This window comes from Rhizobium rosettiformans W3 (genome assembly GCF_004912135.1).
In the GTDB taxonomy this organism is placed as follows: Bacteria; Pseudomonadota; Alphaproteobacteria; order Rhizobiales; family Rhizobiaceae; genus Allorhizobium; species Allorhizobium rosettiformans.
The window spans coordinates 260,853-286,594 of record NZ_STGU01000001.1 but is presented as its reverse complement, the minus strand read 5'-3'; the positions used below and the strand labels follow the sequence as shown (position 1 = coordinate 286,594).

Below are 25,742 nucleotides of genomic sequence, written 5' to 3'. Positions count from 1 at the left end.
ACATGTGCCATGAGCGCTGACATCATCATCCACAATGCCCGCATCCTCACCATGGATGACGCGCATCCGCGCGCCGAAGCCATCGCGCTCACCGGCAATCGCATCATGGCCGTGGGCAGCGATGACGAGATCCTGGCGCAAGCCGGACCGGCCACCCGCATCGTTGATGCAAACGGTGCAACGGTGCTTCCGGGTTTCAACGAAGCGCATATGCACATCTTCGGCGGTTCGGTTGCGCTGGGTGAACTCTCGCTTTTCGGCGTGAAGGGCTTTGACGCATTGTCAAAGGCCGTGCGCGACTATGCGGCGGCCAACCTGCATCTGCCGCTGCTCGTCGCCCAGACGGCAGATTATACCATTCTGTCCGAGACCGAGCGCGTCACCCGCCACCATCTCGACCGCATCATCGCAGATCGTCCCTTCATGATGGTCGCCCCAGACCGGCACACCGCCTGGGCCAACACGATCGCACTCGAAAAGGCGGGCATCCTGCAGGGCCGCGATGTCGGGATCGGCAACGAGATCGTCATGGGCGAGGACGGCCTCGCCAATGGCGAGCTGCGCGAAAGCAATGCCATGCGTCCTGTCGCGTCGATGAGCGTGACCGGCGGCCGCGAAGGGCTTGGTGTCGGCACTGGCGGCGACCCCGTGCACGTTACTCCGGAAGAGCGCGCCGGCGACATCGCTGTGCTGAAAAAGGGCCTCGCCTATTGTGCCTCGCTCGGCATCACCTCGTTCCAGAACATGGATGGCAATCTCTACCAGCTCGAAATGCTGGACGAGATCGAGAAGACCGAGGGAATGCCGGTCAGGGTACGCATGCCCTATCACATGAAGAACTTCATGCCGCTCTCCGACTTGGAGGAGAAAGCCGCCGCCTGGAAAGCGCGCTTCGACACCGACAAGCTTCGCTGCAACTTCGTCAAGCTGTTTATGGATGGCGTGACCGAGGGCGAAACCGCCGTCTTCGTCGATGACTATGCTCACAAGCCCGGCTGGCAGGGTGAGCCATTATTCTCTGGCGCCGCCTTCAACGCAGTCGCGACGGAAGCCAATCGCCTCGGCCTGCCGGTTGCCGTGCATGCGATCGGCGACGGCGCGGTCCGCATGGTGCTCGACGGCTACGAAGCCGCGATCAAAGCCAACGGCAAAAGGGACATGCGCAACCGCATCGAACATATTGAGGTGGTTCACCCCGACGACATCCCCCGCTTTGCCGAAACCGGCACCGTCGCGTCCATGCAGCCGACGCATCCGCCGGGTTCGGCTGGCCTGCCGCTTGAGCCTTACCTGACCTATATCGGCCGCGAGCGCTGGCCCTACGCCTTCGCCTGGAAGACGCTGGTCGATGCCGGCGCAAAGATCGTATTCGCCACCGACTGGCCGGTCTCGCCGCTGCCGCCGCTGAGCTGCATCGGCGACGCCCTCACGCGCAAACCCTGGGCCGACGACATGCCGGACCACCGCCTTACCCTGCACGAGACACTGGCCGCCTATACCCGCACCAGCGCCTGGGTCGAATATATGGAAGACCGCAAGGGCGTCCTGAAACCCGGCTACTACGCCGACGTGGTGGTGCTATCAGGCGATGTCGAAGCGACCGCCCCCGAGGCCATTGCCACGCTCTCTCCCGTGCTCACCATTTGCGACGGCCGCGTCACGTTTGATGCCAGAGGGGGGCGATGACGGAAGCAGCGCCCTCGCCGACCAGCAAACCGGCAACCGCAAGCTCTCGCGGACGTCCCGCAGGTGCTACGCGCAAAGGCCTCGAAACGCGTGTGCGCATCATCAAGGGCGCGCGCGAAGCTCTGGAAGAAGGGGGCATGGAGGCGCTGACAACCCGGCGGATTGCCGCCTCGGCGGGCGTCAAACTCGCGACGCTCCACTACTATTTCGACAGCAAGGAAAGCCTGCTGCTGGCCGTGCTAGAAGATCTGATCGCCGACATGGAGGTCGCTTATCGCCATGATGTGGCCTTGCCGGAGGAACCGGAAGACCGGGTCGAAGCGCTGATCCGGGCGAGCTGGCGCTACATCCAGCGCACCCGCGACAAGCAGATCGCCCAGACGGAGCTGACGCTCTATGCCCTGCGCACCAAGGGCTCCGAATGGCTCGCAGCCCGCCAGTACAATGCCTATATCGATTTCTACGGCCATCTCGTCTTCGAGGACGACACAGACGAAGAGCTTCGCCGGATCGGTCGCGCCGTCGCCCGCCAGATGCTGATCGGGATCGACGGCATCATCCTGCAAAGCTACGCGCTGCAGGACCTCTCGGCCTCCAATGACGACATCGAGGCCTTGATCATCGCCATGCGCGGCTATTTCCGCAGGCTCATGGCAGAGCACGGCAAGGCAAGCTAAGCGAGCTTCCAGATCCCAAGCGCATTGCCGGAGAAGAGTTTGTCCTTCTCTTCCTTCGTGCAGCCATGCAGCAGGGCCTGCGTGGTCGCGACCCAGGTGGAGAGCCCGCCGCCCAGGGTGCAGACCGGCCAGTCCGAACCCCAGATCGCGCGATCGAAACCGAAGGTACTGATGGTGTGATCGAAATAGGGTTTCAGATCTTCCAGCGTCCAGTTCTCCAGATCGCCATAGGCCGGGATGCCGGAGATCTTGACGCGGACATTATCGCGCTTGGCAATGTCGGCGATCCCTGTCTTCCAGGTGTCATAGCCATGTCCCTTGATGTCGGGCACCCCACAATGGTCGAGGATGAAGGTGACCTCAGGCGCGAGGTCAACAAGCGCCTTGGCCTTGTCGACCTGATGCGGCAGCATGCAGAGATCGAAGGTGAGCCCCGTGCCGGAGAGCCGCTTTACATTCTCCCGAAACAGAGCCCCCTCGGACACATCATCGGGCACCACATGCAGCACGCGGCGGAATCCCTTGACGAAGGGATTGGCAAGCTGGGTCTCGAGATAGGCGGCAAAACCAGGATCTTCCGGCCGGCACGAGGCGATGACCCCGCGGATCAGGTTATCCGGCATTCGCGATAGTTCCTGAACCATCGCGGTTTCCGAGGGAATGTCCTCGGGCGCGACATCCACCTCCATATGCAGCACGGACGAGATCCCCAGCCGCCGGGCCTCCCGTGAGTAGGTCTCCCAGCTGAAATCGGCATCGAGGGCCGGGACGTCCTTCAGCCAGGGATAAGCGAGCCGGTCTCGATAGATCAGGTGCAGGTGGGTATCGATGATCATGTGCGGCCCCTCCCAAGGCCTTGGAATCTTAATTCGTCTCGATCGCATCCGCTCCGAGACCGGCACCCGCTAACGCGGAGATTTGCCGCGCTGTCTCCGTCAGCGCTTCAATCGTTCGGGCGATGTCGGGCGCCTCAGGCGTGTTGATGAGGGTGATATAGGGCACCGTGAGCGCGCCCAAGGCCTCGCCATCGGCACTGACGATCGGGGCCGAGAGGTTAATGACACCGGCCGTCTGCGCGCTCGGCATCATCTCGTAGCCGCGCGCCCGGATCTGCTCGAGCCGATCAACGAAATCCTCGGTCATCCGTCCGTCCGGCCCGCCGCTCGCGACATGTTCGGCGACCATCATCGCCCGCACCTCCGGACTGCGGAAGGCAAGCAGCACATGGCCGGAACCAGTGTCGAACAGCCCCATGCGCGAGCCGACCCGGATCGAGATGCCCCAATAGCCCGGCGCCTCCAGCTGGGCGATGACGACAGGATGGCCGCGATCGTAGACGACGATGTGGTTTTCCTGCTGGGTGATCTCGGCCAGTTCCCGCATCAGCGGCATGGCGAGTGAGGCAAGCCGACGTGTCGGGGCATGCAGCTGTGCGAGACCAAAGAGCTTCAGCGTCAGCACGTAGCGGTCCCCCTCCAGCCGCGCGACATAGCCGCGTTTCACCAGCCGGTCGAGCATCCGGTAGAATTCGTTCGGGCTGCGATCGAGCTTCTTGGCGATCTCGGCCTGGCTCAAGCCTCCATCCACGCCTGCCAGAAGCTCGATGATATCGAGCCCCTTGTCGAGCGCTGGCGCCCGATAACGCTCCTGGTCGAGGTCATTCACTTAATTTCTCTCCTTGAAGCCCGAGGACCGACCTTGACGTTGATGAATAAATGTTTTGCATATGAATGATGCTCGCATCGACCGCGGGAATATGCAAGGGTCGAATGGCGAGGGATCGGCTGGAGGAGCCAAGAGCATGAACCTTAAGAACAAGCATGTGTTGGTGACGGCAGCCGGCCAGGGCATCGGTCGCGCCAGCGCGCTCGCCTTTGCCCGCGCCGGTGCAACGGTCGTGGCGACCGACATCAACGAGGATGCCTTGGCGACGCTGGATGGCGAGGCTGGAATTACGACACGCAGGCTCGATGTCCTGAACGACGAAGCCGTCAAGGCGGTGGTCGCCGAGACCGGCCCCTTCGACGTGCTCTTCAACTGCGCCGGCGTTGTGCATGGCGGCACGGTCCTGGACATGGCCGACACGGATCTCGACTTCGCCTTCGATCTCAATGTGCGTGCCATGATCCGCACCATTCGCGCGGTCCTACCGGCCATGCTGGAGCGCGGCGAGGGGTCGATCATCAACATGGCCTCGGTCGCAAGCTCGATCAAAGGCGTCCCGAACCGCTTCGCCTACACGGTTACCAAGGCCGCGGTGATCGGGCTGACCAAGTCGGTCGCAGCCGATTACGTGACGCAAGGCATTCGCTGCAACGCGATCTGCCCTGGCACCGTCGAAAGCCCTTCCCTGCAGGACCGCATGCGCGCTCAAGGGGACTATGAGGCTGCCCGCGCAGCCTTCATCGCCCGCCAGCCCATGGGTCGGCTTGGCACGCCGGAAGAGATCGCCGACCTTGCCGTCTATATCGCAGGCGCCACTTACACCTCGGGCCAGGCCTTCGCCATCGACGGCGGCTGGACGATTTGAGCAGTGCGAGGAGAAGTGTGAATCACTTTTCCATCCGGCATTGCGAGCAGGAATACACAGAGCGGTTCAGCCGCGACCTTCAGGAAGGAAGAAGACCATGAAACTCATGCGTGTCGGCCCGCTCGGCCAGGAAAAGCCTGCGATCCTCGACGAGGACGGCAAGGTTCGTGACCTCTCGGGCCATGTCGCCGACATCGGCGGTGCAGCGATCTCCCCGGAAGGCCTGGCGAAGATCGCCGCCATCGATCCGGCCTCGCTGCCGGAAATCGCCGTTGACCGCATCGGCGCCTGCGTTGCCGGCACCGGCAAGTTCATCTGCATCGGCCTCAACTACTCGGACCATGCCGCCGAAACCGGTGCTGCCGTGCCGCCGGAACCTGTCATCTTCATGAAGGCGACGTCGGCGATCTGCGGCCCGAACGACGACGTGCTGATCCCACGCGGCTCGGAAAAGACAGACTGGGAAGTGGAACTCGGCGTCGTCATTGGGAAGACTGCAAAATATGTCTCGGAAGCGGATGCCATGGATTATGTTGCCGGCTACTGCGTCTCCCACGACGTCTCCGAACGCGCCTTCCAGACGGAGCGCGCAGGCCAGTGGACCAAGGGCAAGTCCTGCGACACCTTCGGCCCGATCGGCCCCTGGCTCGTCACCAAGGACGAGATTTCCAATCCGCATGATCTGAAGATGTGGCTCTTGGTCAACGGCAAGATGATGCAGGACGGCTCGTCGAAGACCATGGTCTACGGCGTCGCCCACGTTGTGTCCTATCTTAGCCAGTTCATGAGCCTGCATCCCGGCGACATAATCTCCACCGGCACGCCTCCGGGCGTAGGCCTCGGCATGAAGCCGCCGCAGTTCCTCAAGGCCGGCGATGTCGTCGAGCTCGGCATCGAGGGTCTCGGCACGCAGAAGCAGACCTTCAAGGCGGATGTCTGAGATCAGTTATTTACAGCAGTAGCAGCATATGGAGTTCCGCCGCACACATACAAAAGAGCGGCGGAACTGCTGGCAATTCAATCGAATTATCTTATTTCAGCAGCATCGCCAGTTTTACAATCTCAATGTTCCGATCACGGATCTGATTGCCATCGATCGCCACCCTCCTCCCTCCCACTGACCTTTTCCCGGGCTTCAAGGCGAAGAAGGGGGTACCTCGCGCGAACGCAACCACCCCCGTTGTTTGAAAATCACGAATTTCCAAAACACCTTCGTCTAATGAACCAAATGTAATCAGATCCGGATTTTCCCGAATAATTGAATCGATGTCCCGATCTATACTATCCAAAATCGCACGATAACCAGATGCACTACCCATATATTGGGTGATTCTGTTTTTGACGACGAGATGTGCCTTGGGCAACGGAAGTCTACCTTGATCCATCCGAGTCGCAAACATATGCTGAGCATAGATTTCGGACGGAAGCTTCAGACCATATATCAGAGAAAAAGCATTTTGGATTGCACGTCGAGAGGAGTCATCCGCCATTACGGGTAAAACTACTCGATTTGCTGCAGCCATAGCCACTTGGGTATATATTGAAAAACTAGGATTAGCATCAGTGAAGATGTAGTCGTAGGCACTCTTGGTTTCCGAAATGAAATCTTTTAACCAACTAACTATCTTAACCCACGTATCAGTGCCCGGTATTTGATTGTTTGCAAGCGTAGACATTGAGTTTGCTTGCAACTCAAGTAAGGGGTCGCCCGCAAGAAGAACGATATTTCCAGGAATCAAAGAATTGTATTGCGAAGGAACAACTAAATAATCACCAACAGGGATGGAACCAAAGCTGTAAGGCGACGGCAGCCTTGACTGAAAGTATCCTCCCACCGTTGCCCGTGGAGTACGTCCCTGGACCTTTAGAAGATTGTCACTTCCGTTCCCCTCCAAGCCACCGAGCAACAACTCAGATAAATTGGCTTGAGGGCATACGTCAATTACAAGTATCCTTTTGGACTGATTCAAATGCGCAAAGGTGGTGATGGCCTGAAACGCTAGGCTGGTTTTACCTGTACCACCTTTGTTGTTCCAGAAAATTGTAGAGTTCACTGTCATGTTTTGACCCCATATCTAAGTCCTAAGGAGACATATATACGTCCATGAAGGACACGTCAATGGCAGAAAGAGACGTCTACATGGGCTCCATGGACACCACTCTCCCTCTACCGGCACCGTATCGTACCCAAATAGTCTAGTGTGCATTGCAGGCGCTTCCCTCTACCTGAGGGAACTTGAGGTTCACGCCCGTCAACATCAACAAAAAAGCCGGGCGTGACCACCCGGCTTCCTTATTCATAAGTGCGGCACCCGCCTTACTTGATCAGTGGCAGGATGCTGTCGATCGACTTCTTCGCGTCGCCGTAGAACATCCGCGTATTCTCCTTGTAGAACAGCGGGTTCTCGATGCCGGAATAGCCGGTGCCCTGGCCGCGCTTGGAGACGAAGACCTGCTTCGCCTTCCAGACTTCCAAGACCGGCATGCCGGCGATCGGCGAGTTCGGGTCTTCCTGGGCAGCAGGATTGACGATGTCATTCGAGCCGATGACGATGACGACATCCGTCTCGGGGAAGTCCTCGTTGATCTCGTCCATTTCCAGAACGATGTCATAGGGCACTTTCGCTTCGGCCAGCAGCACGTTCATGTGGCCCGGCAGACGACCGGCGACCGGATGGATCGCGAAACGCACCGTCTTGCCGGCGGCACGTAGCTTGCGGGTGAGCTCAGACACCGACTGCTGTGCCTGCGCGACAGCCATGCCGTAGCCCGGCACGATGATGACGCTGTCTGCATCGTTCAGCGCATTGGCAACGCCATCGCCATCGATGGCGATCTGTTCGCCGGTCACTTCCATCTGCGGTCCGGTCGTGCCGCCGAAGCCGCCGAGGATGACCGAGATGAAGCTGCGGTTCATCGCCTTGCACATGATGTAGGACAGGATCGCACCCGAGGAGCCGACCAGAGCGCCGACGACGATCAGGAGATCGTTCGACAGCGAGAAGCCGATGGCCGCAGCCGCCCAGCCCGAATAGCTGTTGAGCATCGAGACAACGACCGGCATGTCGGCGCCGCCGATGCCCATGATCAGGTGGTAACCGATGAAGAGCGCCAGAAGCGTCATCAGGATCAGCGTCCAGCTGCCGGCGCCGTTGAAATAGAGGACCAGCAGGATCAGCGAGGCAATCGCCGCGCCGGCATTCAGCATGTGGCCGCCCGGCAGCTTCTTGGCCTTGCCATCGACCTTGCCGGCAAGCTTGCCATAGGCGACGACAGAGCCGGTGAAGGTAACCGCGCCAATGAAGACGCCGAGGAAGACTTCGATCTTCAGGACGGCAATCTCCGGCCCGGTTTTCTCCGCGATCTTCAGCGCAAAACCGGTGAAATCCTTGAAAAGGTCGGTGTGGCCGGCCTGGATGGCGCAAGCGACCGCATTGACGGCCGGATCACAAAAGGCGATGCCCGCATCCGTAATCGTGCTGGCAATTCGCCACATCTCGATTTCGGCATTGAAACCGATGAAGACAGCGGCGAGACCGACGAGCGAGTGCATGGCAGCAACCAGCTGCGGCATTTCCGTCATCTGCACGCGCTGAGCGACCACCCAGCCAATCGCGCCGCCAATGGCGATCATCACGATCGAGACGAACCAGTTGCCGGCACCAGGGCCGTACAGAGTCGCGAGTACCGCAAGGCCCATGCCGACGATGCCATACCAGACGGCGCGCTTGGCGCTCTCCTGACCCGACAGGCCGCCGAGCGACAGGATGAAGAGAACGGCTGCGACGACATATGCCGCTGTGGTGAATCCATATTCCATTTCTATCCCCTCCCCTGACTCAAGACTTCTGGAACATGGCGAGCATGCGCCGGGTGACCATGAAGCCCCCGAAGATGTTGATGCCGGCCATCAGGACCGACAGTGCGGCGAGGATGACCACCAGGAAGTTGCCCGATCCGATCTGCATCAGGGCGCCCAGAATGATGATCGAGGAGATGGCATTGGTGATTGCCATCAACGGCGTGTGCAGCGAATGGCTGACATTCCAGATGACCTGGAAACCGACGAAGCAGGCGAGCACGAAGACGATGAAATGGCTCATGAAACTGGCAGGCGCATAAAGGCCGGCAAGCAGGATAAGCGCACCACCACCGGCAAGCATCGCGACCTGATTGCGGGTCTGCGTCTTGAAGGCGGCGATTTCCTGGGCACGTTTTTCCTCAGGCGTCAGCTCTTTCACCTTCTCCTTTGGCTTGGCAGCGGCAATGGCCTGGATCTTCGGCGGCGGTGGCGGATAGGTGATCTCACCATCCTTGGTGACAGTGGCACCCCGGATGACATCGTCTTCCATGTTGTGCACGACCACACCGTCCTTGGACGGTGTCAGATCGGTCATCATGTGACGAATATTGGTGGCATAGAGCGTCGAGGACTGTGCGGCCATGCGGCTCGGGAAGTCGGTGTAGCCGACGATAGTCACACCATTGTCGGAGACAATCTTCTGGTCGGCGACGGTCAGATCGCAGTTCCCACCCCGCTCGGCCGCAAGGTCGACCACGACAGAGCCCGACTTCATCGCGGCCACCATGTCGGCGAGCCAGAGCTTCGGCGCATCACGGCCCGGGATCAGTGCCGTGGTGATGACGATGTCGATCTCAGGCGCCAGTTCGCGGAACTTGGCAAGCTGCTTCTCGCGGAACTCGGGCGACGACGGAGCGGCATAACCGCCGGTCGCGGCACCGTCCTGCGTCGGTTCAAACTCCAGGAACACGAACTGCGCGCCCATGCTCTCGATCTGTTCAGCCACTTCAGGGCGTACGTCAAAGGCATAGGTGATGGCGCCGAGCGAGGTGGCCGTACCGATGGCGGCAAGACCGGCGACACCCGCACCGATGACCAGCACCTTGGCCGGCGGCACCTTGCCGGCAGCCGTCACCTGACCGGTGAAGAAGCGGCCGAAATTGTTGCCGGCCTCAATGACCGCACGATAACCGGCGATGTTGGCCATGGAGGACAGCGCATCCATCTTCTGGGCGCGCGAAATGCGTGGCACCATGTCCATGGCAACGACGGTCGCACCCTTGCCCTTCGCCTGTTCGAGCAGAGCGGTATTCTGGGCCGGATAGAAGAAGGAGATCAGCGTCTTGCCGGGGCCGAGGCGATCGACTTCGGATGTCTCGGGCGGACGCACCTTGGCGATGATATCGGCCGTTTCATAGAGCGCCGCGGCTGTTTCCACCACTGTCACACCGGCGGCGCGATAGGCGTCGTCAGAAAGTCCCGCAGCCTTGCCGGCGCCGCTTTCGATCACGCATTCATAGCCGAGTTTCTGCAACTGGGTGGCGCTATCAGGCGTCATCGCGACGCGAGCCTCGCCGGCATAAATCTCCCTTGGCGATCCGATCTTCAATCCCATCTCCCAAACTCCGTTCAAACGGGTTCTACCTGCTATCCTTCGCCCAAAGTCGAAGGACTCTCCGATGGCGGACACGACCAGAAGTGAGGCCCCCTGTCTAGTCCAGCTTCAGGAACAAATGACGGTTTTGTCACACCCGCGCGGCACTTAAACCGATTTTTGCTGCAGCGCACACAATGTGCTGTCAGGTGCGCGATGGAACAAACTACCGGCCCACCCTGTTTCTCCAATGGAACAACGTCAGGGAGACACACATGCTGCAATGGATCCTCATTCTACTTCTCATCGCTGCCGTAGCGAGCCTTCTCGGCTTTCGCGGCGTGGCAGGCGCTTCGGCGGGCATCGCCAAGATCCTGATTTTCATCGTCCTGGTGGTGATGATCATCGCCCTCTTTACCGGGGTCATCATTGTAGCCTGACGTTCGCTCCCGAATGCAAAAGGCCCGCATCGCCAGTGGCGATGCGGGCCTTTTCGTGTGCTGCCTTCAGATGAAGGGTCTGACCCGGGGATCTCCGGGCGTCCAGCTGGCAATCTCCTGCAGTCCCACGGGATCGATGATGTCGCAGCCCCGCTCGCGCCAGCGGATGAGCCCCCGATCTGCGAGCTTCTTCAATGTCTTGTTCGTGTGAACGATCGACAGACCGAGCGTATCGGCGAAGTGCATTTGCGTCGCCGGGATATGGCGGTGGTTGTCACCGAGGATCCCGGCATTCACCCCGCGATCGAACAGGAAGGCAAGAAGATAGGAGGAGCGCTCGAGCGCTGAGCGTCGCCCGATGCTGAGCAAGTGTTCGTCGAGAATGCACTCCTCGCGCGCCGCAAGCCAGGTCAGATCGAAGCCGAGTCCCGGATGCAGCTCGAACAGCGAGAAGAGCCGGCTCCGCTCGAAGACGCAAAGCGTCATCGGCGTCAGGGCCTCGACCGAATGCTGCATCTCGGCCATGACCGCGCCCTGCAGGCCGATCATGTCTCCCGGCACGATATAGTTCAGGATCTGCCGTCGACCGTCCTCAAGGATCTTGTAGCGGAACCCCCAGCCGGAAAGCACGGTGTAGAGATGCGCACTGCGCGCACCCTCGACAAGCACGGTGGTTCCGGGGTCGGCGATCAGCTCGCCGCGCTTGAAGGAGGAGACGAATTCCAGCTCTGCTTCGGTGAAAGGGCGGAAGCGCTTCATGTGCCGCAGGGGACATTCGAAGCAGCTGACGCGAATGGGAGACGGGCTGGGTTCGATTGCCATCGGATGACCTCGTTTCTACGCCACCATGTTCCTGCATGGAACAATCAAAACATCACATGTCTTTTTTAAATGACGGTCGTCAACCTACGCCCCATAACGCGCGGCTGACAAAAGGAACTTCCATGACCACGTCGACGCCCCGCGTTCTCATCGCCGAAAACCAGTATCTTATTGCGATGGAGGTGGAGCGCATCCTGCAGGAGAGCCTGACATGTGACGTGAAGATCACGCCGCTTGCCAGGCTGGCTCAAGAGCTTTCTGCGGGAGATTTCGAGATTGTCATCATCGACGCTGCAGCAGCCGAGCCCTTGAATGTCGAGCGCGCGAAGCTGATTCAGTCGGCCGGCGCAGTGCCGGTCTTTCTGTCGTCCTATGACTATTACCCCGTTGCGGACACGGTTGTGTCGTCCTACCCCATGGTCTCCAAGCCGCCGCAATCAGCAGAACTGGCTGCGGCGGTGCTCGACGCGATGCGTCGCAAGTCGTCAGACAGCGAAGGCCTTCTTGATGACCGCTGAGCTGTTGGCATCCGGGCCGTAATCGCCCTCGCCACTCACGCCCAGGATCTCCTGAAGCTTGTTGCGCGCGCGATTGATTCGGCTCTTGATGGTACCCACGGCGCAGCCGCAGATCTCCGCTGCTTCTTCATAAGCGAAGCCCGAAGCGCCGACGAGAATGATCGCTTCGCGCTGATCGCTCGGCAGCTGGTCAAGCGCCCGCTTGAAGTCTTGCAGATCGAGGGAGCCGTATTGCTGCGGATGGGTGGAGAGCTGTGACGTGAAGATGCCGTCCGTATCGGAGACTTCGCGGCCACGCTTGCGCATCTGGGAATAGAATTCGTTGCGCAGGATGGTGAAAAGCCAGGCCTTCATATTCGTGCCGGGCTCGAAGTGATCCTGCTTGGCCCAGGCCTTCATGATCGTGTCCTGCACCAGATCGTCAGCCACATGGTGGCGGCCGGTCAGCGACACGGCGAAAGCACGCAGGTTGGGCAGCGCGGCGAGCAGCTCGCGCTTGAAAGATCCGTCAGTCGACTTATCGCCAACAGTCATCGAGCAGTATCCTTGATGCGAGTATCTTCGCTGGCCTGGCGCTCCGCCACATCCAGACGCTCGAGGAGTTGCAGGAACCGCTCGGGTATGCCCTCCTCCTGTACGGATTGGTAGTATTCTCGCAGTTGCGCCGAGACCCCGGGGTGTAAGGCGGCCATTCCAGGCAGCCCGTTCGAAGCCGGCGCTTTCTTTGAATGTTCTGTCATTTGGTCCAACGGGTTTGAAACGGTGTCGCCTGAAAACGCGGATGCGCGGAGAAGGTTCCACGAAACGCGATATTTTTATTTGCCCCCGACAATAGCACAAACGGCCCTCTCGAAACCGTGATCGAGATGGAACAAAGACCGACAGGCGACGTTCTTCCGCCATCGAAACAGGAGAACCCAATATGCTCTACTACGCCCTCGTCTTTCTGGTCGTCGCTCTGATCGCAGGTGTACTTGGCTTCGGCGGCATCGCCGGCGCGTCTGCAGGTATCGCCAAGATCCTCTTCGGCATCTTCATCATTCTTTTCCTCATCTCGCTTGCCATGCGCCTCTTCCGTCAGGCCTGAGCAGGTCAAAGATGAACAAAATAGGCCGCTTCGAAAGAAGCGGCCTATTTTTTTACTTAAATCAAGGTTTCTAAACCAGCACCCAAATGATCACCGTGACGAGCAGGATCAGGATGATGCTGAGCGTCGTGACGGTAAACGGCCCATAGCGGGGGGGCACCTGCGACTCCAAGTCCTGATCGAGACCGGCCTGCTGCGCCAGATGGCGGTTCTCGGCATCGACATTGGGCTGCGGGTTCTGTGCGGGTTGGGTCGTATGGGTCGTATTCATCGGATAGCTCCATAACGCTCTGCCGGGATCGGCGCGATCAATGCCTGCGCCTCGGCAGGACCGGCGACGGACACCGGGGCATCAAGAACGGCAAGCTTGCCGGGATCGATCGTCTGGCGGATGTCGCGCCCGGCGACGAGGTCGGCACTGACCGGGAAGCAATCACCATAGATGATATCCGCCATGGCGCGCGCTCTGCGAAGTTCTTGCGGCAGCGCGTTGTAGCAAGCATCGTCAGTGTCATAGGAAATGACGGCCACAGGATCCTGAAGACAGGTGGTGTCTTGAGGATGGCAGGCCACAATGACCAATAAGGCAGCCATGCTGTTCATGATCAGTCTCCGTGTTACTGGAAAGTTAACGCGGAGACTTGGCCGAGGTTCCGGGAATTCGGCGTTTGTAAGGCGGGCCGGCCGGTTTAGGCGCGTATCAGCCCATGAATGTAATGCAACTTTGCAATCACCGGCTCTGACAGCACGAAGGGATAGAGATCCGGCTGCCCCATGCTGCGGTTGATGCTGTTGATTGCAAGCGTCAACGGCACCCAGGCACGGATCAGCGCCAGTGCGCTGCCCGCTCTGTAGCTGTCGAAGGTCCGCTTGAGCTCGATGGCGGGAATATCGGCCTCGACATCCGGGCTCGTGCGAAGACCGAACGCATCGGCCGTATCGAGCGCATCCACCATGTGGAAGTAATGCGCAAAGGTTTCCGCGAAGTCTTCCCACGGATGGCTGGCCGCATAAGCGGAGATGAAGCTGTTCTCCCAGCCGACGACCGGACCTTCGGCATAATGTCGCTTGAGCGCTTCCGAATAGTCCTCGCGCTCGTCACCGAAGACGGCGCGAAATTCGTCGAAACGGCCCGTGTCACGAACCAGCACGTTCCAATAGTAATGGGCGACCTCATGGCGAAAGTGACCGAGGAGTGTGCGGAAGGGTTCACCGAGTGCGACACGCCGCGCTTCCCGCTCGGCATCCGAGCCTTCGGCGATGTTGAGCGTGATCAGCCCCTCGTCATGGCCCGTCAGAACCGGCCCCTCGCCTTCGGCCGTCGGATCGTCTGCCAGGAACTCGAATCCGAGCCCCCGCTCCGGATCGGCGGTCCGGGTGACCAGCGGCAGCTGGAACCTGAGCAGCGAATAGAAAAGGCCGCGCTTGGCGAGTTCGATCCTCTGCCAGTTCTGCAGGTTCTCCGGTATCGAGAGATCGGGGATCGTCAGATTGTGGCGGCAGGCCAGACAGAAGCCGCTTTCATCGGCGTCTTCCACCAGCCAGTTGCAGCCGCCCAATGCGGCATTCGCACAAGGCCTCACGGTATCCGTTCCCACCTGCCCCTGTTCGAGCACCTGGGTACAGGACATGTCGAGCGCGACCATGTCGAGGTTGCCGGAGCGGAAGGCGAGGCGTGAACCGCAGGTCACGCAGCCATCATTTTCGAAATGCACGACATTCGAACAGTTGCTGCAACTGAACAGGCGCATGATCTCGTCTTTCTGTGAGGCAGCGACGCGGGAGGCGGCGGAGCTGGATGGTCAGTCGAAAATCTCAAGCGGGAAACGCAGCTGGTAACGCACCTGCCCGTTTTCCAAGGAATGCTTTGCTTCGCCATTGACCGACGACGGCACGACCCGCTCAAGGACCGTACTGCCGAAACGGGCAGCTTTCGTGTCCTCGGTCGCGCGGGCTGTGTAAGGCTCGGTCCAAAGCATCTCCACCACAGGCCCGTCCGGCGTATCCAGCTTGCGGCAGGAGACCTCGATCGGCAGACGCCGCTGCAGGAAGTCACCGTGACTGACGGCGTTGACCACCAGCTCATGAAGCGCAAGACCGATATGCAAAGAGGCATTCGGCGTAAGCAGTACGTCTTCGCCAGACACCTGCACCAGATCGGCGTTTTCCTGCACGTAACGATCAACCTGCTGCTTCAGCAGATCCCGGAAATAGGCGCCACGCCAGCTCGAATCCGTGATCAGATCCTGAGACTGCGACAGGGCATGCAGCCTTCCGCGGAATTTGCCGAGGAACATGTCGAGCGTGCCGGAATAGCGCGCCGTCTGAGAGGCAATGCTCTGGATGATGGCGAGCAGGTTCTTCGACCGGTGGCTGACCTCACGCAGCAGCGCCCTCAAGAGACGCTCGCGCCGGCGGTCTTCCGTCCGGTCGATGACCACCGTGATCATGTGCAGATCGTGGTCTGCCATTTCCACCATGCGGCACCGGAATTCGTAGAAGGTGTCCTCACCTCCCTCGATTTCAAGTTCCGCACGATCACCGGCATTGACGAGGCCAGACTTCAGCTCGGCGAGCTTCTGCCCAACCTCTTCCCCGAAAATCGCCTCGTCGGAGGGGACGACACCCGGAGTCAGCCGCCAGCGAGACGGCAGCGAGGTGATGCAGACATAGGTACCGTCCTTGTCCTGAAGGATCAGGCTGGCGCCCATATCCATGAGCGCGGTTATGAAGAACTCCCGCAGCTGATCGTCGCCGCGCTGAGGTTCAAACCATGTCAACCGATGTACCAATTTACCTGCTCCGCCGCTGATCGGCACCCCGGACCGGCCTCGCCCGCCGGTCCCTTCCTCGCTTACGTCCATTCACGCGTTCTAGATCAAACCTGCTCTGCAACACGCTCGTTGAAGAAGAGCGCCTGGCTGATCAGCGCCTTGACCATGTCGGGGTTGAACGGCTTGGTGACCAGGAATGCCGGCTCCGGACGTTCGCCCGTCAGCAGACGTTCCGGGAACGCCGTGATGAAGATGACCGGGATCGTGTCGACCTTGAGAATGTCGTTGACGGCATCGATACCCGAGCTGCCATCGGCCAGCTGGATGTCGGCCAGAACCATCTTCGGGTTGGTGCGCTTGTAGAGATCGACCGCTTCGGCATGCGTCCGGGCGATGCCGGTGACACGGTGGCCGAGGTCCTCGACCATCTGCTCGATGTCGAGCGCGATCAGAGGCTCGTCCTCGATGATCATGATATCGGTTGCAACCTGACGAGAAATTTCCATGGAGGCCTCATTGAAGAGCCCGTTGAACTCGGACTCGCTGACGCTGAGGACGTTGGCAGCCTCGGCAGTGGTGAAGCCTTCCACGGTGATCAGCAGGAAAGCATGGCGAGCACGTGTCGGGACTGCGGCAAGATTGGCGGCTGCGCGCTTTTCCCAGGCAAAGGGCGAGGTGATCTGGGGCAGCTCCACCTTGGTGGAGTCGTAAATGGTGACGAAGAGCTTGTAGAGTGCAACGCGGTCGTTCCCCGTATCCGGGAAAATCGAGATATCGGCGATCAGCGCCTCAAGAACAGCCGCGACATAGGCATCTCCAGATGTCTGCGAACCGGTGACGGCGCGTGCATACCGCCTCAGATAGGGAAGATGGACGGCAACGCGGGCAGTAAGGGACATGCAGTTCTCCAATCAGTATGGAATTCGGTGCGGACTCGGCTGAAAACGCCGTGCCTGCAAAAAAGTTCCATCACCTGTGGAACTTTTTTGCATCCGAAATCTTATAGGAGTAATTCTCATTTCGCCTAGGAAAACGATGGAACTGGAACAAAATGGCTGAAGGCCCTGCGGACAAGCCGGCGAAGACGAAAAAGCCCACCCAAGCACAGCGACACAACGACAACGCGCTGATCGGCACAAAGCTCCGCGGCTATTACGACAGCATCGTGGACGAAGGCACGCCTTCTCATTTGCTGGACCTTCTCGAACGCCTGCAGGACGCGGAAACCAGAGCGAAGAAATAACTGAGGCTCAGGTGCAGAAAGAGCCAGCGACAATCGCACTGGCTCTCTCCTTCACAATCAATCGTCGCGATCGTCCCGACCAACGCCCTGCATCTTCGCGACGCCAAAGACCAGAGCCGCAATTGCGGCAGTGGTCAATAAAGAACGCCCTCTCATCATGGCGGGTACGCCGGCGAGCATCTGCAACGTCATCGGATCCGGAAGCCGGGAGCGTGCCGCACGCTGCCGAGCCTCGGCCCGTCGCTCGGTCGCCTTGTTCATACCCTGCACGACCATGAGCACGATGACGGCGCAAACGGCGGTGAGAAGTGCAACGATCAAAGCTGCATAGACCGCGCCGAGTTCCGCCGAAAGGTAGAAGCCGAGCGCCAGCAACAATGCCACATAGGCCGTCAGCCCGAAGATCCCGGCCACCGCGCCCCCGATCAGGGAGCGCGTCAGACGAGTGGCTGTCGGGCGAACTTTACCGAATGCCGCGACGCCGAGATGTCTGAAGAGAGGCAGCATGATCAGCGCCGGCTGAGCAGGGCGAGCACGTAACCGACGCCAGCGGCCATGGCGAGCGACTGCAGGGGCTTTGCGCGGACATAGGCTTCAATGTCCTCTTCCGCATTCATGAAGCGCTCGCGGGCATTGTCCATATACTGCTGCGAGGTCTCACCCGCCTGGCGGATCTTGCCGCTGCCGAAAGAAGCAACCGTCTGCGTCAGCGACGCGATGTCACGGCGCAGAGCTTCGAGATCGGCCTGCACGTCGCCGCTTGTCGCACCGGCGGTCGTGGATGCCTTGTTCTCAATGCCGGTCGCCATGTCGTTTGCGATGCTTTCGGCCTTGTTCTTCGAGGCACTCGGTACCTGCGCCATAGTCGATCTCCTTCGTTGTAAAATATGGTGTCTTGTTCCCTCTCAAACGTCAGAAGTGCGCGAGTGTTCCACCGCATCGGCGAAAACTTGAACAGATCCGAACCCTTTCCCGGGACGATGATGAAGAAGATGAAGAAGATGAAGAAGATGGAACCCGAAGACGCGGCTCACGTTGTTGCAGCCGAGGACACGAGCCTCGACAACACCCCAGACACGGGAGAACACCGATGAATTGGAATCAGATCGAAGGCAATTGGGAACAGTTCAAGGGCAAGGCCCAGACCCAGTGGGGCAAGCTCACGGGTGACGATCTCGACGTGATCGCCGGCAAGCGCAAGGAACTGTCGGGCAAGATCCAGGCCGCCTATGGCAAGACCCAGGAAGAAGCCGACCGCGAGATCGACGACTGGATGGCCCGCGGCTGAGACCTGAAGGTCTTGAGACATATGAAACCCGGATCCTCACGGCTCCGGGTTTTTTGTTGCCCTCATGCCGCAGCCGTCGTTGCGCCGTAAGTCACGCCCTTTTCCTTGAGCCAGCGGCGATAGGCGATGGAGGAAGCATCCGCTCGGGTCGGAATTTCCTTGCGCGGCTCGAGTGGCAGAAGCACCGGACGCTGGTTCTCAAGGATGATCCGGTCCTGCAGGAAGATCATCTGCTGGAAATGAATGAGCTCCGTCGTCGTCGAGACATCGTCGATCAGATACATGATCGGATGGGCCCGGCAGCGGCCGGGATCGAGCGGCTGGACGAAGAGACCGATGACATCCCAGCGATTGGTCGCATTGGGACAGGTCTTGTAGAGGATCGTCGTGAACGGCGTCATCACCCGGTACATGTATTGCGTGGTGATCCCGTCCTGCGCCGACAGAGCCGCCTGCGGCTGGAAGAAGGTGCAGTTGGTCGCCCAGACCTCGTCCTCCTCACGCCGGATCTCGACATCATAGCTCTGCACTTCGGTATGCGGCTCCGCACCCAGCACGTCGGTATGGACGAAGGGGAAATGCGCCATGTCGAGGAAATTCTCGACGATGCGAAGCCCTGACGCCTTCACGGTGACGACACCGCAGGGCACATAGCGTCGATCAGGCTCATCGGCCTCCGGCAGGGGAAAGATCTCGCGCTCGGGCTCACCCAGCGTCGCCCAGAGAAAACCGAAACGATGGCGAAGCGGCAGCGGCTCGGCTCGCCCCTCGGCAAACACCTCGATCGCCCCATCCGCCTGCTTGACGACGGTGAGATCCGTCCCGAGCAGCCGGTTCTGCGATCGGCCCACGGGGATCACCGCCTCGGTATCGAGCACATACCACTGATTGAGCGACGCCTTGTCGATACCGTTCTGCATAGTCTGTCTTTCCTCTGGAGCATGGGAGAAACCGCTTGAAACCCGATCGCGCCCGCCGCTAGATTGCCTAAAAATTAGAGCGCGCACAATTGCAAGGCAACACTGATCCCCATCCGATGACGGCGAAGGCCGGCCAGATGACCGTCGGCTTCACCTTTTCCGGAAGGCTGGAGCCGCAAGGTTTTGTCGCGTTTGCCGAACATCGTGCAGCGCGTCTCTCGCTCGGCCTGAACATTGCCTTCTGCGACAGCGAGCGCTGCCGCCTCACGCTGTCGGGCCCGGAAGCCCTGATCGACGCCTTTGAAATGGCGGTCAGCCTTGGCCCCTATGACAGCATCGTGCTCGACGTATCAAGATTTCAAACCGACGACGACCTGCCCGCAAAGGCCGCATCATGACATCACCCTCTCCCTGGATCCCCGTTGCCCTTTCCGCCGACATCGAAGCCGGCACCTCTGCCGGAACGCTCGTCAACGGCGAGGAGCGCGTCGTCTGGCGCGACGACAAGGGCGCGGTCCATGTCTGGGAGGATCGCTGTCCGCATCGCGGCATGCGCATGAGCTTCGGCTTCGTGCGCGGCGACCACATCGCCTGCCTTTATCACGGATGGCGCTACGATACGGGCGGCCAATGTCGCTACATTCCGGCCCATCCCGATCTCGAGGTGCCAAAGACGATCAAGGTCCCGACCTTCGCCGCAACCGAACGCGCCGGCATCGTCTGGATGGCACTGGAAGGGGCGGATGCAGCGGACCTCTCGACGCTTACCGAAACGGCAGAACCCGTTCGCAGCCTCTTCCTCGATATGCCAGCGGAAGCGGCTCTTGCGGCGGTAACGACAGCGCTGCCGGAAGGCTACAGCGTGGGCGCAACCTCAGCCTCAACGGTGACACTGCAAGGAAACGGCACGACCGTGCTGATCGCCGCCCAGTCCCGCGACGCCGAGCGCTCCGCACTCCACGTGACCGTCACCGGCGACATCTCGACCACCACCCGCCGCAGCCTCACGCTCTGGGCAACCGACCTCCGCAATCGCCTCGAAGCACGCTCGATGGAGGCCGCGTGATGATCAGGCTTTACGATTACCACCTCGACGAAAACGGCTTTCGCGTCCGCCTCCTCCTCTCCATGCTCGGCCTCACCTTCGAGACGGTTGCCGTCGACAAGGCGCCCGGCCGCGAGCAGGAACAGCCGCATATGCTGGCGTTGAACCCGACCGGCACGTTGCCGATCCTTGAAGACGGCGACGTCAGGCTGTTCGGCACAGCGGCTATCCTCGCCTATCTCGTCCGCGCCCATGCGCCTGACAGTCCCTGGCTGCCCGCCGATGCAGCTGATTTCGGGCGCGTCCAGCAATGGCATGGCTTCTCCACCCGCGAGCTGAAACCCGCCGTCGACGCCCGCGAGGCGGCTCTCTTCACCTCCGAGGGCGCCAGCGAGGCGGATCTCAAGGCCGCCCGCAAAGCCTTTCGCATCATGGAAGACCACATGACGCTCCGGCAGATCGAAGGCTCGGACTGGTTCGTTGGCAACAACCCGACGCTGGCCGATCTGGCCCTCCTGCCGAGCTTCGCGCTTTCGCGTGACTGCGGCATCGACCACGACGAATACCCGGCCCTTCGCCGCTGGCTGCGCCGCTTCCGCGCGCTTCCGGGCTTCATCACTATGCCGGGCGTACCGGATTATCACTGACCTGCCTTGCTGCCCGAAAGCCGCTCGGCTAGGTCGATGGCAACGCAGGGAGGTCCGCCATGATCCGCATCGTCTTTCTCGACCGCGACACGCTGTCGCCGGAAACCGTGGTCCGCGCACCCTCCGTGCCGCATGAGATGGTGGTCCATGCCCGTACCGCCCCGCATGAGGTCGCCGAGCGCATCCGCGACGCCGATGTCGTGATCACCAACAAGGCCCCCGTCCGCGCCGAGGCGCTTGCCGGCGCCGCGAAGCTCAAGCTGATCGCCGTCTCCGCCACCGGCACCGACATCGTCGATCTCGCGGAGGCGAAGGCGCACGACATCGCCGTCTGCAATATCAGGAACTACGCCAAACACACGGTGCCCGAACACACCTTCGCCCTGATGCTGGCGCTGCGCCGCTCCATCCTGCCCTATCGCCGGTCGGTGATCGAGGGGCGCTGGCAGCAGGCCGCGCAATTCTGCTATTTCGATTACCCCATCGCCGATCTCGGCGGCTCGACGCTCGGCATCATCGGCCACGGCACGCTTGGCCAGTCCGTGGGCAAGATCGCCGAGGCCTTCGGCATGACGGTGCTGGCCGCCGGCCGCCGCGGCGCAACCGAGCTGAAATCCGGCCAGACGGCTTTCGACGAGGTCCTGAAGCGCTCTGACGTGATCACGCTGCATTGCCCGCTGACACCGGAAACGCGCGGCGTGATCGGTGCGCGCGAATTCGCCCTGATGGAGCGCAAGCCGCTGCTGATCAACACCGGACGCGGCGGCCTTGTCGACGAATTGGCTCTCGAAAAGGCGCTCGATGCAGGTCAGATCTCCGGCGCCGGCTTCGACGTCACCGATGGCGAACCGCCCACGCCAGACAGCCCGATGATGCGGATCGCATCACGCGAAAACGTCATCCTCACCTCGCATGTCGCCTGGGCAAGCCGCGAGGCAATCCAGGCGCTGGCCGACCAGCTGATCGAGAACATCGAGCTGTTTTTGGCGGGAACCCCGCGTAATCTTGTTGGCTGATCTTGCTCAGGCAGGTCAAGGCTGTCGCATCGGGGTACCCCCCTCTGCCCTGCCGGCCATCTCCCCCACACGGGGGGAGACTGGCTGAACCGCCGGCCCGCTCACATTCCGTTGGCGCCGCAAAGGGATCGGCAAACGCGGCGCTCCGCTCTCCCCCCTTGTGGGGGAGATGTCACGCAGTGACAGAGGGGGGTATGCACATACGCCAACCCAGCCCTTGCCCTTTGCCCGCGACGCATATCTAACTCTCTCAAAAGACAAGGGAGGACGGCATGCGGTATCTGGAGGCGGACTATGAGGGCGAGGAGATCCTGACGGCAAAGAAGGGCGCACTTGGCCTGATCGCCCTCAACCGGCCACGGGTGCTGAACAGCCTCTCCCACGACATGATCCTCGCCTTCGGCAAGGCGCTCGATGCCTTCGAGGCCGACCCTGATGTGGCAGCCGTCCTCGTCACCGGCGAGGGCGAACGCGGGCTTTGCGCCGGCGGCGACATCAGGATGTTCTATGAAAGCGGCAAAGCTGGCGACAGCAAGGCCTCCCAATTCCTCAAGGCCGAATACCGCCTGAACGCCCGCATCGCCCGCTTCAAAAAGCCCTATGTCGTCGTGATGGACGGCATCACCATGGGCGGCGGCGTTGGCGTGTCCAGCCATGGCAGCCACCGCATCGTCACCGAAACGACGAAACTCGCCATGCCCGAAACCGGCATCGGCTTCTTCCCCGATATTGGTGCCACCTGGCTGCTCTCCCGCGCAGCCGGCGAACTCGGCACCTGGATGGGGCTGACTGGCGAGGCGGTGAACGGCGCGGATGCCATCACCGCAGGCTTCGCCGACTGGTATGTCCCGCAGGACCGAGTGGCCGAACTGCTGGAGCGGATCGCCGCCCTGCCCGCCCCCGCTCTCGGGTCAACCATGGCCTCGATCATCCGCGACTATACGGTGGACGGCCCGACCGGCATCTTTTCCGAAGGCCGCGCCATGATCGACCGCTGCTTCGCCTTCGACACGGTGGAGGAGATCATCGCCGCCCTCGAACAGGAACAGTCCGACCTCGCCGCCCGAACGCTCAACGCCATCAGCGCGAAATCGCCGACCAGCCTGAAGGTAACGCTCAGGATGCTGCGCGAGGCCCGTAGCTCCAAGGATCTTGAAACCTGCCTCGAACGCGAATTCTTAGGCACCCTCCAGGTGGTGAGAGTCCCCGACTTCTACGAAGGCATACGGGCTGCGATCATCGACAAGGACAGGAACCCGAAATGGTCCCCGGCGACGCTGGAGGATGTGGCGCCGGAGAGTGTCGAGGCGTTTTTTGTTGCGAAGGATGAGCGGTTGTTTGGGTAGGCTCCGGCCGCATGAGAGTTCGCGACCGATTTGTGCGACGAGCATTGACGTCAGTCAGCAAGGCCGATCATCACCGAAAGCATGTTGTTGAGAGCCAGCATGTCGGCAGCGGAAAGATGACCGATCACCGGGCCGCATTTGGCGCGCGGATAGGCCATAACCTTATCCACCATGACCTGTGAAACGACATTGAGCCCGTTCTCCGCCGTTGGCTCTATAGTGAGCCGATAAAGCGGGGCCTCAGCGATCGTGCTGGTGAGCAAAACGACCAGCACGCTGTCTGCCGCATTGAGAAAATCAGATTGAATGACGATCGCCGGACGCGGTTTTCCATAATCGCCCTGCGCCGAAACCGTGACGAGATCGCCTCTTTTCACGATTCCGGCCAATCAGTAGCAGCCGCAATGAAGTCCAGTGCTTCGGTTTCCTCGGGACGGCCGCGCAAGAGCAGCCCTTGCCGCTCGGCTTCGGCGGCAAATTCGGGCCTGTGAGGGTCTGGTACCCAAATGCGAAGTTGCTTCATGCCCCGGCGCTGCTGCTGTTGCCGGTAGCGTTGAAACTTGGTCAGGCCGTCATCGGCGCGCTTAGGTCTCGGCATAGCGTTCTCCAATAGGTCGCGCGCTACCCTAGCACTTTGGTCGCGCACTACCTAATGATTTCAGCTCCGGTTACGTACGGCCCGAATGTTAGGATCTACGCTACCATTGGGCCGAGAGCGGGACGACCGGTTCGGCCGAATGCTGACGAGCATTTTTGCCCTGCCGCGATCAAGGAAACGCCCTTAATCAATCTCATAAGGCATCGGGTTCCTTACCCGATGATCCACCACCAGCTTCCTCTTCAGCGGCGGCACGGCGCGGCTGGTGCATTTGATGCGCTCGCAGATGCGGCAGGAAATGCCGATCGGGTCGAAGGCGCCGCGGTTGGAGAGGTCGAGGTCGTCGGCATAGACGAAGGCGCCGGCATAGGAGATCTCGCAGCCGAGGGCGAGCGCGTAGCGCGGATTGGCGGCGCGGAAGCCGGCGGAGCCTTTTGACACTTGCGTCGCGATGCAGAGATAGCGCACGCCATCGGGCGTTTCTGCGGTCTGGCGGATGATCCGGCCCGGCGTCTCGAAGGCCTGATGCGCATTCCACAGCGGACAGGCCGCCCCGAAGCGGGCGAATTGCAGGCGGGCGGCGCTGTGGCGCTTGGTGATATTGCCGGCCCGGTCGATACGGGCAAAGAAGATCGGCACGCCCTTGAGGCCCGGCCGCTGCAGGGTCGAGAGACGGTGACAGACCTGCTCCAGCGAGGCCTCGAAACGGGCGGCCAGCAGCTCGATGTCGTGGCGGAGATCCCGCGCAGCCGTGAGGAAGCTGCGATAGGGCAGGATCAACGCGCCGGCGAAATAGTTGTAGAGCCCCATACGACAGATCTCGACCGCCTCTTCGCTGCGGAAATTCGCCTGTTTCAGCACCTGGTCGATCTTCGTGGCCGCCGCCAGCTGGGCAATCTGGATGGCGATCTGGAAATCGCGGGTGGGAGCAGAGGCGTAACGGCTGACGGTGAGGATCCGCCCCACCGGATCAAAGCGGCGGATGGCCTCATCACCCGCCTCGCCGCGCACGACACGCACGCCGTGTTTCGCTTCGAGATGGCCTGAGAGCGCCGCGTAATTCTCCCCCTCCCCGAGCTTCAGCTCCGTCGCCAGTTGCTCGGCGGCGAGGTCGAGATCGTGGATGTAATTGTCGACGAAGTGGAAGAAATCGCGCACCTCGTCATACGGCGTCACCTCCTGGCTGGGTGCTGCCCCCAGGCGGTCGTCGAGGCTCGCCAGCTGCTCGTTGCCGCGCCTGTAAGCCTGATGCGCAGCAATCAGCGCATGGGCAAAACCGGGAGCATTCTGGGTGACGAGCTTCAGCTCCTGCAGGCTCGGCGAATAGGTCTCGAACAGCGGATCGGAGAGCGCCTCCGTGAGCGCCGATAGCAACCGGTCGTTCTGGCCGGAGGAAAGCTCGGTGATATCGATGCCGAACTTTTCCGCCAGCGACAGAAGCACTGAGGCCGAGACCGGGCGCTGGTTGTTTTCGATCTGGTTGAGATAGCTGGTGGAGATGCCGACCATATCGGCAAACTGCGCCTGGGTGGCGCCGTTTGCCTGGCGGATGTCGCGGACCTTGCGGCCGATGAAGAGTTTCCCGATGGCCATTTCGCAAATTCGCAATTTTCACTTTGCAAATTCATAAATCCACAGATGCACCTGTTCAACCGTTTTCTTCTGCGGCACAGTGGAATAGGTGTCACACAAGGCTTTAAAGCCAAACA

The 25,742-nt window shown here is 60.8% G+C and carries 33 protein-coding genes; 14 read left to right on the top strand and 19 right to left on the bottom strand.

Features of this window, described 5'->3' with window-relative positions; translation table 11 throughout:
- Window positions 1-9: 9 nt before the first annotated feature.
- Together FAA86_RS01370 and FAA86_RS01365 are read left to right on the top strand one after the other, a co-directional pair.
- The gene (locus FAA86_RS01370; RefSeq protein WP_136538020.1) at window positions 10-1,686 is read left to right on the top strand and encodes an amidohydrolase; all 1,677 of its coding nucleotides are present in this window, start codon (window positions 10-12) and stop codon (window positions 1,684-1,686) included.
- Window positions 1,683-2,363 (top strand): TetR/AcrR family transcriptional regulator, encoded by a 681-nt coding sequence (locus tag FAA86_RS01365; RefSeq protein WP_136538019.1) that lies wholly within the window; start codon window positions 1,683-1,685, stop codon window positions 2,361-2,363. The genes FAA86_RS01370 and FAA86_RS01365 overlap by 4 nt, the downstream gene beginning before the upstream one ends.
- Here the strand turns inward: FAA86_RS01365 and FAA86_RS01360 are convergent.
- Together FAA86_RS01360 and FAA86_RS01355 are read right to left on the bottom strand one after the other, a co-directional pair.
- Window positions 2,360-3,199, bottom strand: coding sequence for an amidohydrolase family protein (locus FAA86_RS01360; protein WP_136538018.1), 840 nt, complete (start codon window positions 3,197-3,199; stop codon window positions 2,360-2,362). The genes FAA86_RS01365 and FAA86_RS01360 overlap by 4 nt on opposite strands.
- 28 nt (window positions 3,200-3,227) lie before the next feature.
- Window positions 3,228-4,028, bottom strand: a complete 801-nt coding sequence (locus FAA86_RS01355; RefSeq protein WP_136538017.1) for an IclR family transcriptional regulator — start codon at window positions 4,026-4,028, stop codon at window positions 3,228-3,230.
- Window positions 4,029-4,164: 136 nt separating this feature from the next.
- Between FAA86_RS01355 and FAA86_RS01350 the strand changes: the two genes are divergently transcribed.
- Both FAA86_RS01350 and FAA86_RS01345 read left to right on the top strand, forming a co-directional pair.
- Window positions 4,165-4,893 (top strand): SDR family oxidoreductase, encoded by a 729-nt coding sequence (locus FAA86_RS01350; protein WP_136538016.1) that lies wholly within the window; start codon window positions 4,165-4,167, stop codon window positions 4,891-4,893.
- A 97-nt stretch (window positions 4,894-4,990) separates the two neighbouring features.
- Window positions 4,991-5,833 carry a fumarylacetoacetate hydrolase family protein gene (locus FAA86_RS01345; RefSeq protein ID WP_136538015.1) on the top strand — a complete coding sequence of 281 codons (843 nt, stop codon included), beginning with the start codon at window positions 4,991-4,993 and terminating at the stop codon, window positions 5,831-5,833.
- A 91-nt stretch (window positions 5,834-5,924) separates the two neighbouring features.
- Here FAA86_RS01345 and FAA86_RS01340 read toward each other — a convergent pair whose 3' ends face one another.
- From FAA86_RS01340 to FAA86_RS01330, 3 genes are all read right to left on the bottom strand, one after another.
- Complete coding sequence (locus FAA86_RS01340) at window positions 5,925-6,953, bottom strand: ParA family protein (protein ID WP_136538014.1); 1,029 nt, start codon at window positions 6,951-6,953, stop codon at window positions 5,925-5,927.
- A gap of 257 nt (window positions 6,954-7,210) precedes the next feature.
- Window positions 7,211-8,713 carry an NAD(P)(+) transhydrogenase (Re/Si-specific) subunit beta gene (locus FAA86_RS01335; protein ID WP_136538013.1) on the bottom strand — a complete coding sequence of 501 codons (1,503 nt, stop codon included), beginning with the start codon at window positions 8,711-8,713 and terminating at the stop codon, window positions 7,211-7,213.
- A 19-nt stretch (window positions 8,714-8,732) separates the two neighbouring features.
- Window positions 8,733-10,310 carry a Re/Si-specific NAD(P)(+) transhydrogenase subunit alpha gene (locus FAA86_RS01330; protein ID WP_377343770.1) on the bottom strand — a complete coding sequence of 526 codons (1,578 nt, stop codon included), beginning with the start codon at window positions 10,308-10,310 and terminating at the stop codon, window positions 8,733-8,735.
- Window positions 10,311-10,564: 254 nt separating this feature from the next.
- Between FAA86_RS01330 and FAA86_RS01325 the strand changes: the two genes are divergently transcribed.
- Window positions 10,565-10,729: a DUF1328 domain-containing protein gene (locus FAA86_RS01325; protein WP_113461137.1), complete on the top strand. Its 165-nt coding sequence runs from the start codon at window positions 10,565-10,567 to the stop codon at window positions 10,727-10,729.
- Between the two features lie 66 nt (window positions 10,730-10,795).
- On the opposite strand, the gene FAA86_RS01320 is transcribed toward FAA86_RS01325, so the two are convergent.
- Window positions 10,796-11,551: a Crp/Fnr family transcriptional regulator gene (locus tag FAA86_RS01320; RefSeq protein WP_136538012.1), complete on the bottom strand. Its 756-nt coding sequence runs from the start codon at window positions 11,549-11,551 to the stop codon at window positions 10,796-10,798.
- Between the two features lie 122 nt (window positions 11,552-11,673).
- Between FAA86_RS01320 and FAA86_RS01315 the strand changes: the two genes are divergently transcribed.
- The gene (locus FAA86_RS01315; RefSeq protein ID WP_136538011.1) at window positions 11,674-12,069 is read left to right on the top strand and encodes an ANTAR domain-containing protein; all 396 of its coding nucleotides are present in this window, start codon (window positions 11,674-11,676) and stop codon (window positions 12,067-12,069) included.
- Here FAA86_RS01315 and FAA86_RS01310 read toward each other — a convergent pair.
- On the bottom strand, window positions 12,037-12,603 hold the full coding sequence (locus tag FAA86_RS01310; RefSeq protein WP_113461140.1) for an RNA polymerase sigma factor: 567 nt from the start codon (window positions 12,601-12,603) through the stop codon (window positions 12,037-12,039). The two genes, FAA86_RS01315 and FAA86_RS01310, sit on opposite strands and share 33 nt — an antisense overlap.
- Window positions 12,600-12,761: a NepR family anti-sigma factor gene (locus FAA86_RS01305; protein WP_246034987.1), complete on the bottom strand. Its 162-nt coding sequence runs from the start codon at window positions 12,759-12,761 to the stop codon at window positions 12,600-12,602. Before FAA86_RS01305 ends, FAA86_RS01310 begins: the two co-directional genes overlap by 4 nt.
- Before the next feature lie 230 nt (window positions 12,762-12,991).
- On the opposite strand from FAA86_RS01305, the gene FAA86_RS01300 reads away from it, so the two are divergent.
- The gene (locus FAA86_RS01300; RefSeq protein WP_069043330.1) at window positions 12,992-13,156 is read left to right on the top strand and encodes a DUF1328 domain-containing protein; all 165 of its coding nucleotides are present in this window, start codon (window positions 12,992-12,994) and stop codon (window positions 13,154-13,156) included.
- A gap of 70 nt (window positions 13,157-13,226) precedes the next feature.
- Here the strand turns inward: FAA86_RS01300 and FAA86_RS01295 are convergent, their stop codons facing one another.
- The 5 genes from FAA86_RS01295 to FAA86_RS01275 all read right to left on the bottom strand — a co-directional run bounded on the left by FAA86_RS01295 (window position 13,227) and on the right by FAA86_RS01275 (window position 16,829).
- Entirely contained in the window at window positions 13,227-13,427 is a 201-nt protein-coding gene (locus FAA86_RS01295) for a hypothetical protein (protein ID WP_136538009.1), read from the bottom strand.
- Window positions 13,424-13,759 carry a hypothetical protein gene (locus tag FAA86_RS01290; protein ID WP_246034972.1) on the bottom strand — a complete coding sequence of 112 codons (336 nt, stop codon included), beginning with the start codon at window positions 13,757-13,759 and terminating at the stop codon, window positions 13,424-13,426. Before FAA86_RS01290 ends, FAA86_RS01295 begins: the two co-directional genes overlap by 4 nt.
- An 86-nt stretch (window positions 13,760-13,845) precedes the next feature.
- Window positions 13,846-14,907 (bottom strand): zinc-binding metallopeptidase family protein, encoded by a 1,062-nt coding sequence (locus FAA86_RS01285; protein WP_136538008.1) that lies wholly within the window; start codon window positions 14,905-14,907, stop codon window positions 13,846-13,848.
- Window positions 14,908-14,958: 51 nt separating this feature from the next.
- Window positions 14,959-15,948, bottom strand: a complete 990-nt coding sequence (locus tag FAA86_RS01280) for a sensor histidine kinase (RefSeq protein WP_167494850.1) — start codon at window positions 15,946-15,948, stop codon at window positions 14,959-14,961.
- An 86-nt stretch (window positions 15,949-16,034) separates the two neighbouring features.
- On the bottom strand, window positions 16,035-16,829 hold the full coding sequence (locus FAA86_RS01275; RefSeq protein ID WP_136538007.1) for a response regulator: 795 nt from the start codon (window positions 16,827-16,829) through the stop codon (window positions 16,035-16,037).
- Between the two features lie 152 nt (window positions 16,830-16,981).
- Between FAA86_RS01275 and FAA86_RS01270 the strand changes: the two genes are divergently transcribed.
- Window positions 16,982-17,173, top strand: a complete 192-nt coding sequence (locus tag FAA86_RS01270; protein WP_136538006.1) for a NepR family anti-sigma factor — start codon at window positions 16,982-16,984, stop codon at window positions 17,171-17,173.
- Between the two features lie 57 nt (window positions 17,174-17,230).
- On the opposite strand, the gene FAA86_RS01265 is transcribed toward FAA86_RS01270, so the two are convergent.
- Both FAA86_RS01265 and FAA86_RS01260 read right to left on the bottom strand, forming a co-directional pair.
- Entirely contained in the window at window positions 17,231-17,680 is a 450-nt protein-coding gene (locus FAA86_RS01265) for a hypothetical protein (protein WP_136538005.1), read from the bottom strand.
- 2 nt (window positions 17,681-17,682) lie between these two features.
- Window positions 17,683-18,036, bottom strand: a complete 354-nt coding sequence (locus FAA86_RS01260) for an ElaB/YgaM/YqjD family protein (protein ID WP_113461148.1) — start codon at window positions 18,034-18,036, stop codon at window positions 17,683-17,685.
- A 227-nt stretch (window positions 18,037-18,263) separates the two neighbouring features.
- On the opposite strand from FAA86_RS01260, the gene FAA86_RS01255 reads away from it, so the two are divergent.
- A complete protein-coding gene (locus tag FAA86_RS01255) occupies window positions 18,264-18,461 on the top strand; it encodes a CsbD family protein (RefSeq protein WP_113461149.1) in 198 nt (65 codons plus the stop codon).
- A 62-nt stretch (window positions 18,462-18,523) separates the two neighbouring features.
- Here FAA86_RS01255 and FAA86_RS01250 read toward each other — a convergent pair whose 3' ends face one another.
- The gene (locus tag FAA86_RS01250) at window positions 18,524-19,381 is read right to left on the bottom strand and encodes an aromatic ring-hydroxylating dioxygenase subunit alpha (RefSeq protein ID WP_136538004.1); all 858 of its coding nucleotides are present in this window, start codon (window positions 19,379-19,381) and stop codon (window positions 18,524-18,526) included.
- Window positions 19,382-19,470: 89 nt separating this feature from the next.
- Between FAA86_RS01250 and FAA86_RS01245 the strand changes: the two genes are divergently transcribed.
- The 5 genes from FAA86_RS01245 (at window position 19,471) to FAA86_RS01220 (ending at window position 23,435) form a co-directional block, all read left to right on the top strand.
- Window positions 19,471-19,779, top strand: a complete 309-nt coding sequence (locus tag FAA86_RS01245) for a hypothetical protein (protein WP_246034971.1) — start codon at window positions 19,471-19,473, stop codon at window positions 19,777-19,779.
- On the top strand, window positions 19,776-20,447 hold the full coding sequence (locus FAA86_RS01240) for a Rieske (2Fe-2S) protein (RefSeq protein ID WP_136538003.1): 672 nt from the start codon (window positions 19,776-19,778) through the stop codon (window positions 20,445-20,447). The genes FAA86_RS01245 and FAA86_RS01240 overlap by 4 nt, the downstream gene beginning before the upstream one ends.
- Window positions 20,447-21,073 (top strand): glutathione S-transferase family protein, encoded by a 627-nt coding sequence (locus tag FAA86_RS01235; protein ID WP_136538002.1) that lies wholly within the window; start codon window positions 20,447-20,449, stop codon window positions 21,071-21,073. The genes FAA86_RS01240 and FAA86_RS01235 overlap by 1 nt, the downstream gene beginning before the upstream one ends.
- 59 nt (window positions 21,074-21,132) lie before the next feature.
- A complete protein-coding gene (locus tag FAA86_RS01230; protein ID WP_136538001.1) occupies window positions 21,133-22,089 on the top strand; it encodes a D-2-hydroxyacid dehydrogenase in 957 nt (318 codons plus the stop codon).
- Between the two features lie 272 nt (window positions 22,090-22,361).
- Window positions 22,362-23,435: an enoyl-CoA hydratase/isomerase family protein gene (locus FAA86_RS01220; RefSeq protein ID WP_136538000.1), complete on the top strand. Its 1,074-nt coding sequence runs from the start codon at window positions 22,362-22,364 to the stop codon at window positions 23,433-23,435.
- A gap of 50 nt (window positions 23,436-23,485) precedes the next feature.
- On the opposite strand, the gene FAA86_RS01215 is transcribed toward FAA86_RS01220, so the two are convergent.
- The 3 genes from FAA86_RS01215 to FAA86_RS01205 form a co-directional block, all read right to left on the bottom strand.
- Window positions 23,486-23,824 (bottom strand): type II toxin-antitoxin system PemK/MazF family toxin, encoded by a 339-nt coding sequence (locus tag FAA86_RS01215; protein ID WP_210309854.1) that lies wholly within the window; start codon window positions 23,822-23,824, stop codon window positions 23,486-23,488.
- Window positions 23,809-24,033: an antitoxin MazE-like protein gene (locus FAA86_RS01210; protein WP_136537999.1), complete on the bottom strand. Its 225-nt coding sequence runs from the start codon at window positions 24,031-24,033 to the stop codon at window positions 23,809-23,811. The genes FAA86_RS01215 and FAA86_RS01210 overlap by 16 nt, the downstream gene beginning before the upstream one ends.
- A gap of 183 nt (window positions 24,034-24,216) precedes the next feature.
- A complete protein-coding gene (locus FAA86_RS01205) occupies window positions 24,217-25,626 on the bottom strand; it encodes a helix-turn-helix domain-containing protein (protein ID WP_136537998.1) in 1,410 nt (469 codons plus the stop codon).
- Window positions 25,627-25,742 lie beyond the last annotated feature (116 nt).

What these genes read in the sequence shown, in the direction of transcription:
- FAA86_RS01370 (WP_136538020.1), top strand. Translation starts at nt 10, where the DNA reads ATGAGCGCTGACATCATCATCCACAATGCCCGCATCCTCACCATGGAT.
- FAA86_RS01365 (WP_136538019.1), top strand. Translation starts at nt 1,683, where the DNA reads ATGACGGAAGCAGCGCCCTCGCCGACCAGCAAACCGGCAACCGCAAGC.
- FAA86_RS01270 (WP_136538006.1), top strand. Translation starts at nt 16,982, where the DNA reads ATGGCTGAAGGCCCTGCGGACAAGCCGGCGAAGACGAAAAAGCCCACC.
- FAA86_RS01350 (WP_136538016.1), top strand. Translation starts at nt 4,165, where the DNA reads ATGAACCTTAAGAACAAGCATGTGTTGGTGACGGCAGCCGGCCAGGGC.
- FAA86_RS01250 (WP_136538004.1), bottom strand. Translation starts at nt 19,381, where the DNA reads ATGCAGAACGGTATCGACAAGGCGTCGCTCAATCAGTGGTATGTGCTC.
- FAA86_RS01300 (WP_069043330.1), top strand. Translation starts at nt 12,992, where the DNA reads ATGCTCTACTACGCCCTCGTCTTTCTGGTCGTCGCTCTGATCGCAGGT.
- FAA86_RS01310 (WP_113461140.1), bottom strand. Translation starts at nt 12,603, where the DNA reads ATGACTGTTGGCGATAAGTCGACTGACGGATCTTTCAAGCGCGAGCTG.
- FAA86_RS01265 (WP_136538005.1), bottom strand. Translation starts at nt 17,680, where the DNA reads ATGCTGCCTCTCTTCAGACATCTCGGCGTCGCGGCATTCGGTAAAGTT.
- FAA86_RS01205 (WP_136537998.1), bottom strand. Translation starts at nt 25,626, where the DNA reads ATGGCCATCGGGAAACTCTTCATCGGCCGCAAGGTCCGCGACATCCGC.
- FAA86_RS01295 (WP_136538009.1), bottom strand. Translation starts at nt 13,427, where the DNA reads ATGAATACGACCCATACGACCCAACCCGCACAGAACCCGCAGCCCAAT.
- FAA86_RS01260 (WP_113461148.1), bottom strand. Translation starts at nt 18,036, where the DNA reads ATGGCGCAGGTACCGAGTGCCTCGAAGAACAAGGCCGAAAGCATCGCA.
- FAA86_RS01345 (WP_136538015.1), top strand. Translation starts at nt 4,991, where the DNA reads ATGAAACTCATGCGTGTCGGCCCGCTCGGCCAGGAAAAGCCTGCGATC.
- FAA86_RS01340 (WP_136538014.1), bottom strand. Translation starts at nt 6,953, where the DNA reads ATGACAGTGAACTCTACAATTTTCTGGAACAACAAAGGTGGTACAGGT.
- FAA86_RS01220 (WP_136538000.1), top strand. Translation starts at nt 22,362, where the DNA reads ATGCGGTATCTGGAGGCGGACTATGAGGGCGAGGAGATCCTGACGGCA.
- FAA86_RS01305 (WP_246034987.1), bottom strand. Translation starts at nt 12,761, where the DNA reads ATGGCCGCCTTACACCCCGGGGTCTCGGCGCAACTGCGAGAATACTAC.
- FAA86_RS01330 (WP_377343770.1), bottom strand. Translation starts at nt 10,310, where the DNA reads ATGGGATTGAAGATCGGATCGCCAAGGGAGATTTATGCCGGCGAGGCT.
- FAA86_RS01255 (WP_113461149.1), top strand. Translation starts at nt 18,264, where the DNA reads ATGAATTGGAATCAGATCGAAGGCAATTGGGAACAGTTCAAGGGCAAG.
- FAA86_RS01360 (WP_136538018.1), bottom strand. Translation starts at nt 3,199, where the DNA reads ATGATCATCGATACCCACCTGCACCTGATCTATCGAGACCGGCTCGCT.
- FAA86_RS01335 (WP_136538013.1), bottom strand. Translation starts at nt 8,713, where the DNA reads ATGGAATATGGATTCACCACAGCGGCATATGTCGTCGCAGCCGTTCTC.
- FAA86_RS01210 (WP_136537999.1), bottom strand. Translation starts at nt 24,033, where the DNA reads ATGCCGAGACCTAAGCGCGCCGATGACGGCCTGACCAAGTTTCAACGC.
- FAA86_RS01235 (WP_136538002.1), top strand. Translation starts at nt 20,447, where the DNA reads ATGATCAGGCTTTACGATTACCACCTCGACGAAAACGGCTTTCGCGTC.
- FAA86_RS01290 (WP_246034972.1), bottom strand. Translation starts at nt 13,759, where the DNA reads ATGAACAGCATGGCTGCCTTATTGGTCATTGTGGCCTGCCATCCTCAA.
- FAA86_RS01315 (WP_136538011.1), top strand. Translation starts at nt 11,674, where the DNA reads ATGACCACGTCGACGCCCCGCGTTCTCATCGCCGAAAACCAGTATCTT.
- FAA86_RS01275 (WP_136538007.1), bottom strand. Translation starts at nt 16,829, where the DNA reads ATGTCCCTTACTGCCCGCGTTGCCGTCCATCTTCCCTATCTGAGGCGG.
- FAA86_RS01320 (WP_136538012.1), bottom strand. Translation starts at nt 11,551, where the DNA reads ATGGCAATCGAACCCAGCCCGTCTCCCATTCGCGTCAGCTGCTTCGAA.
- FAA86_RS01240 (WP_136538003.1), top strand. Translation starts at nt 19,776, where the DNA reads ATGACATCACCCTCTCCCTGGATCCCCGTTGCCCTTTCCGCCGACATC.
- FAA86_RS01325 (WP_113461137.1), top strand. Translation starts at nt 10,565, where the DNA reads ATGCTGCAATGGATCCTCATTCTACTTCTCATCGCTGCCGTAGCGAGC.
- FAA86_RS01285 (WP_136538008.1), bottom strand. Translation starts at nt 14,907, where the DNA reads ATGCGCCTGTTCAGTTGCAGCAACTGTTCGAATGTCGTGCATTTCGAA.
- FAA86_RS01230 (WP_136538001.1), top strand. Translation starts at nt 21,133, where the DNA reads ATGATCCGCATCGTCTTTCTCGACCGCGACACGCTGTCGCCGGAAACC.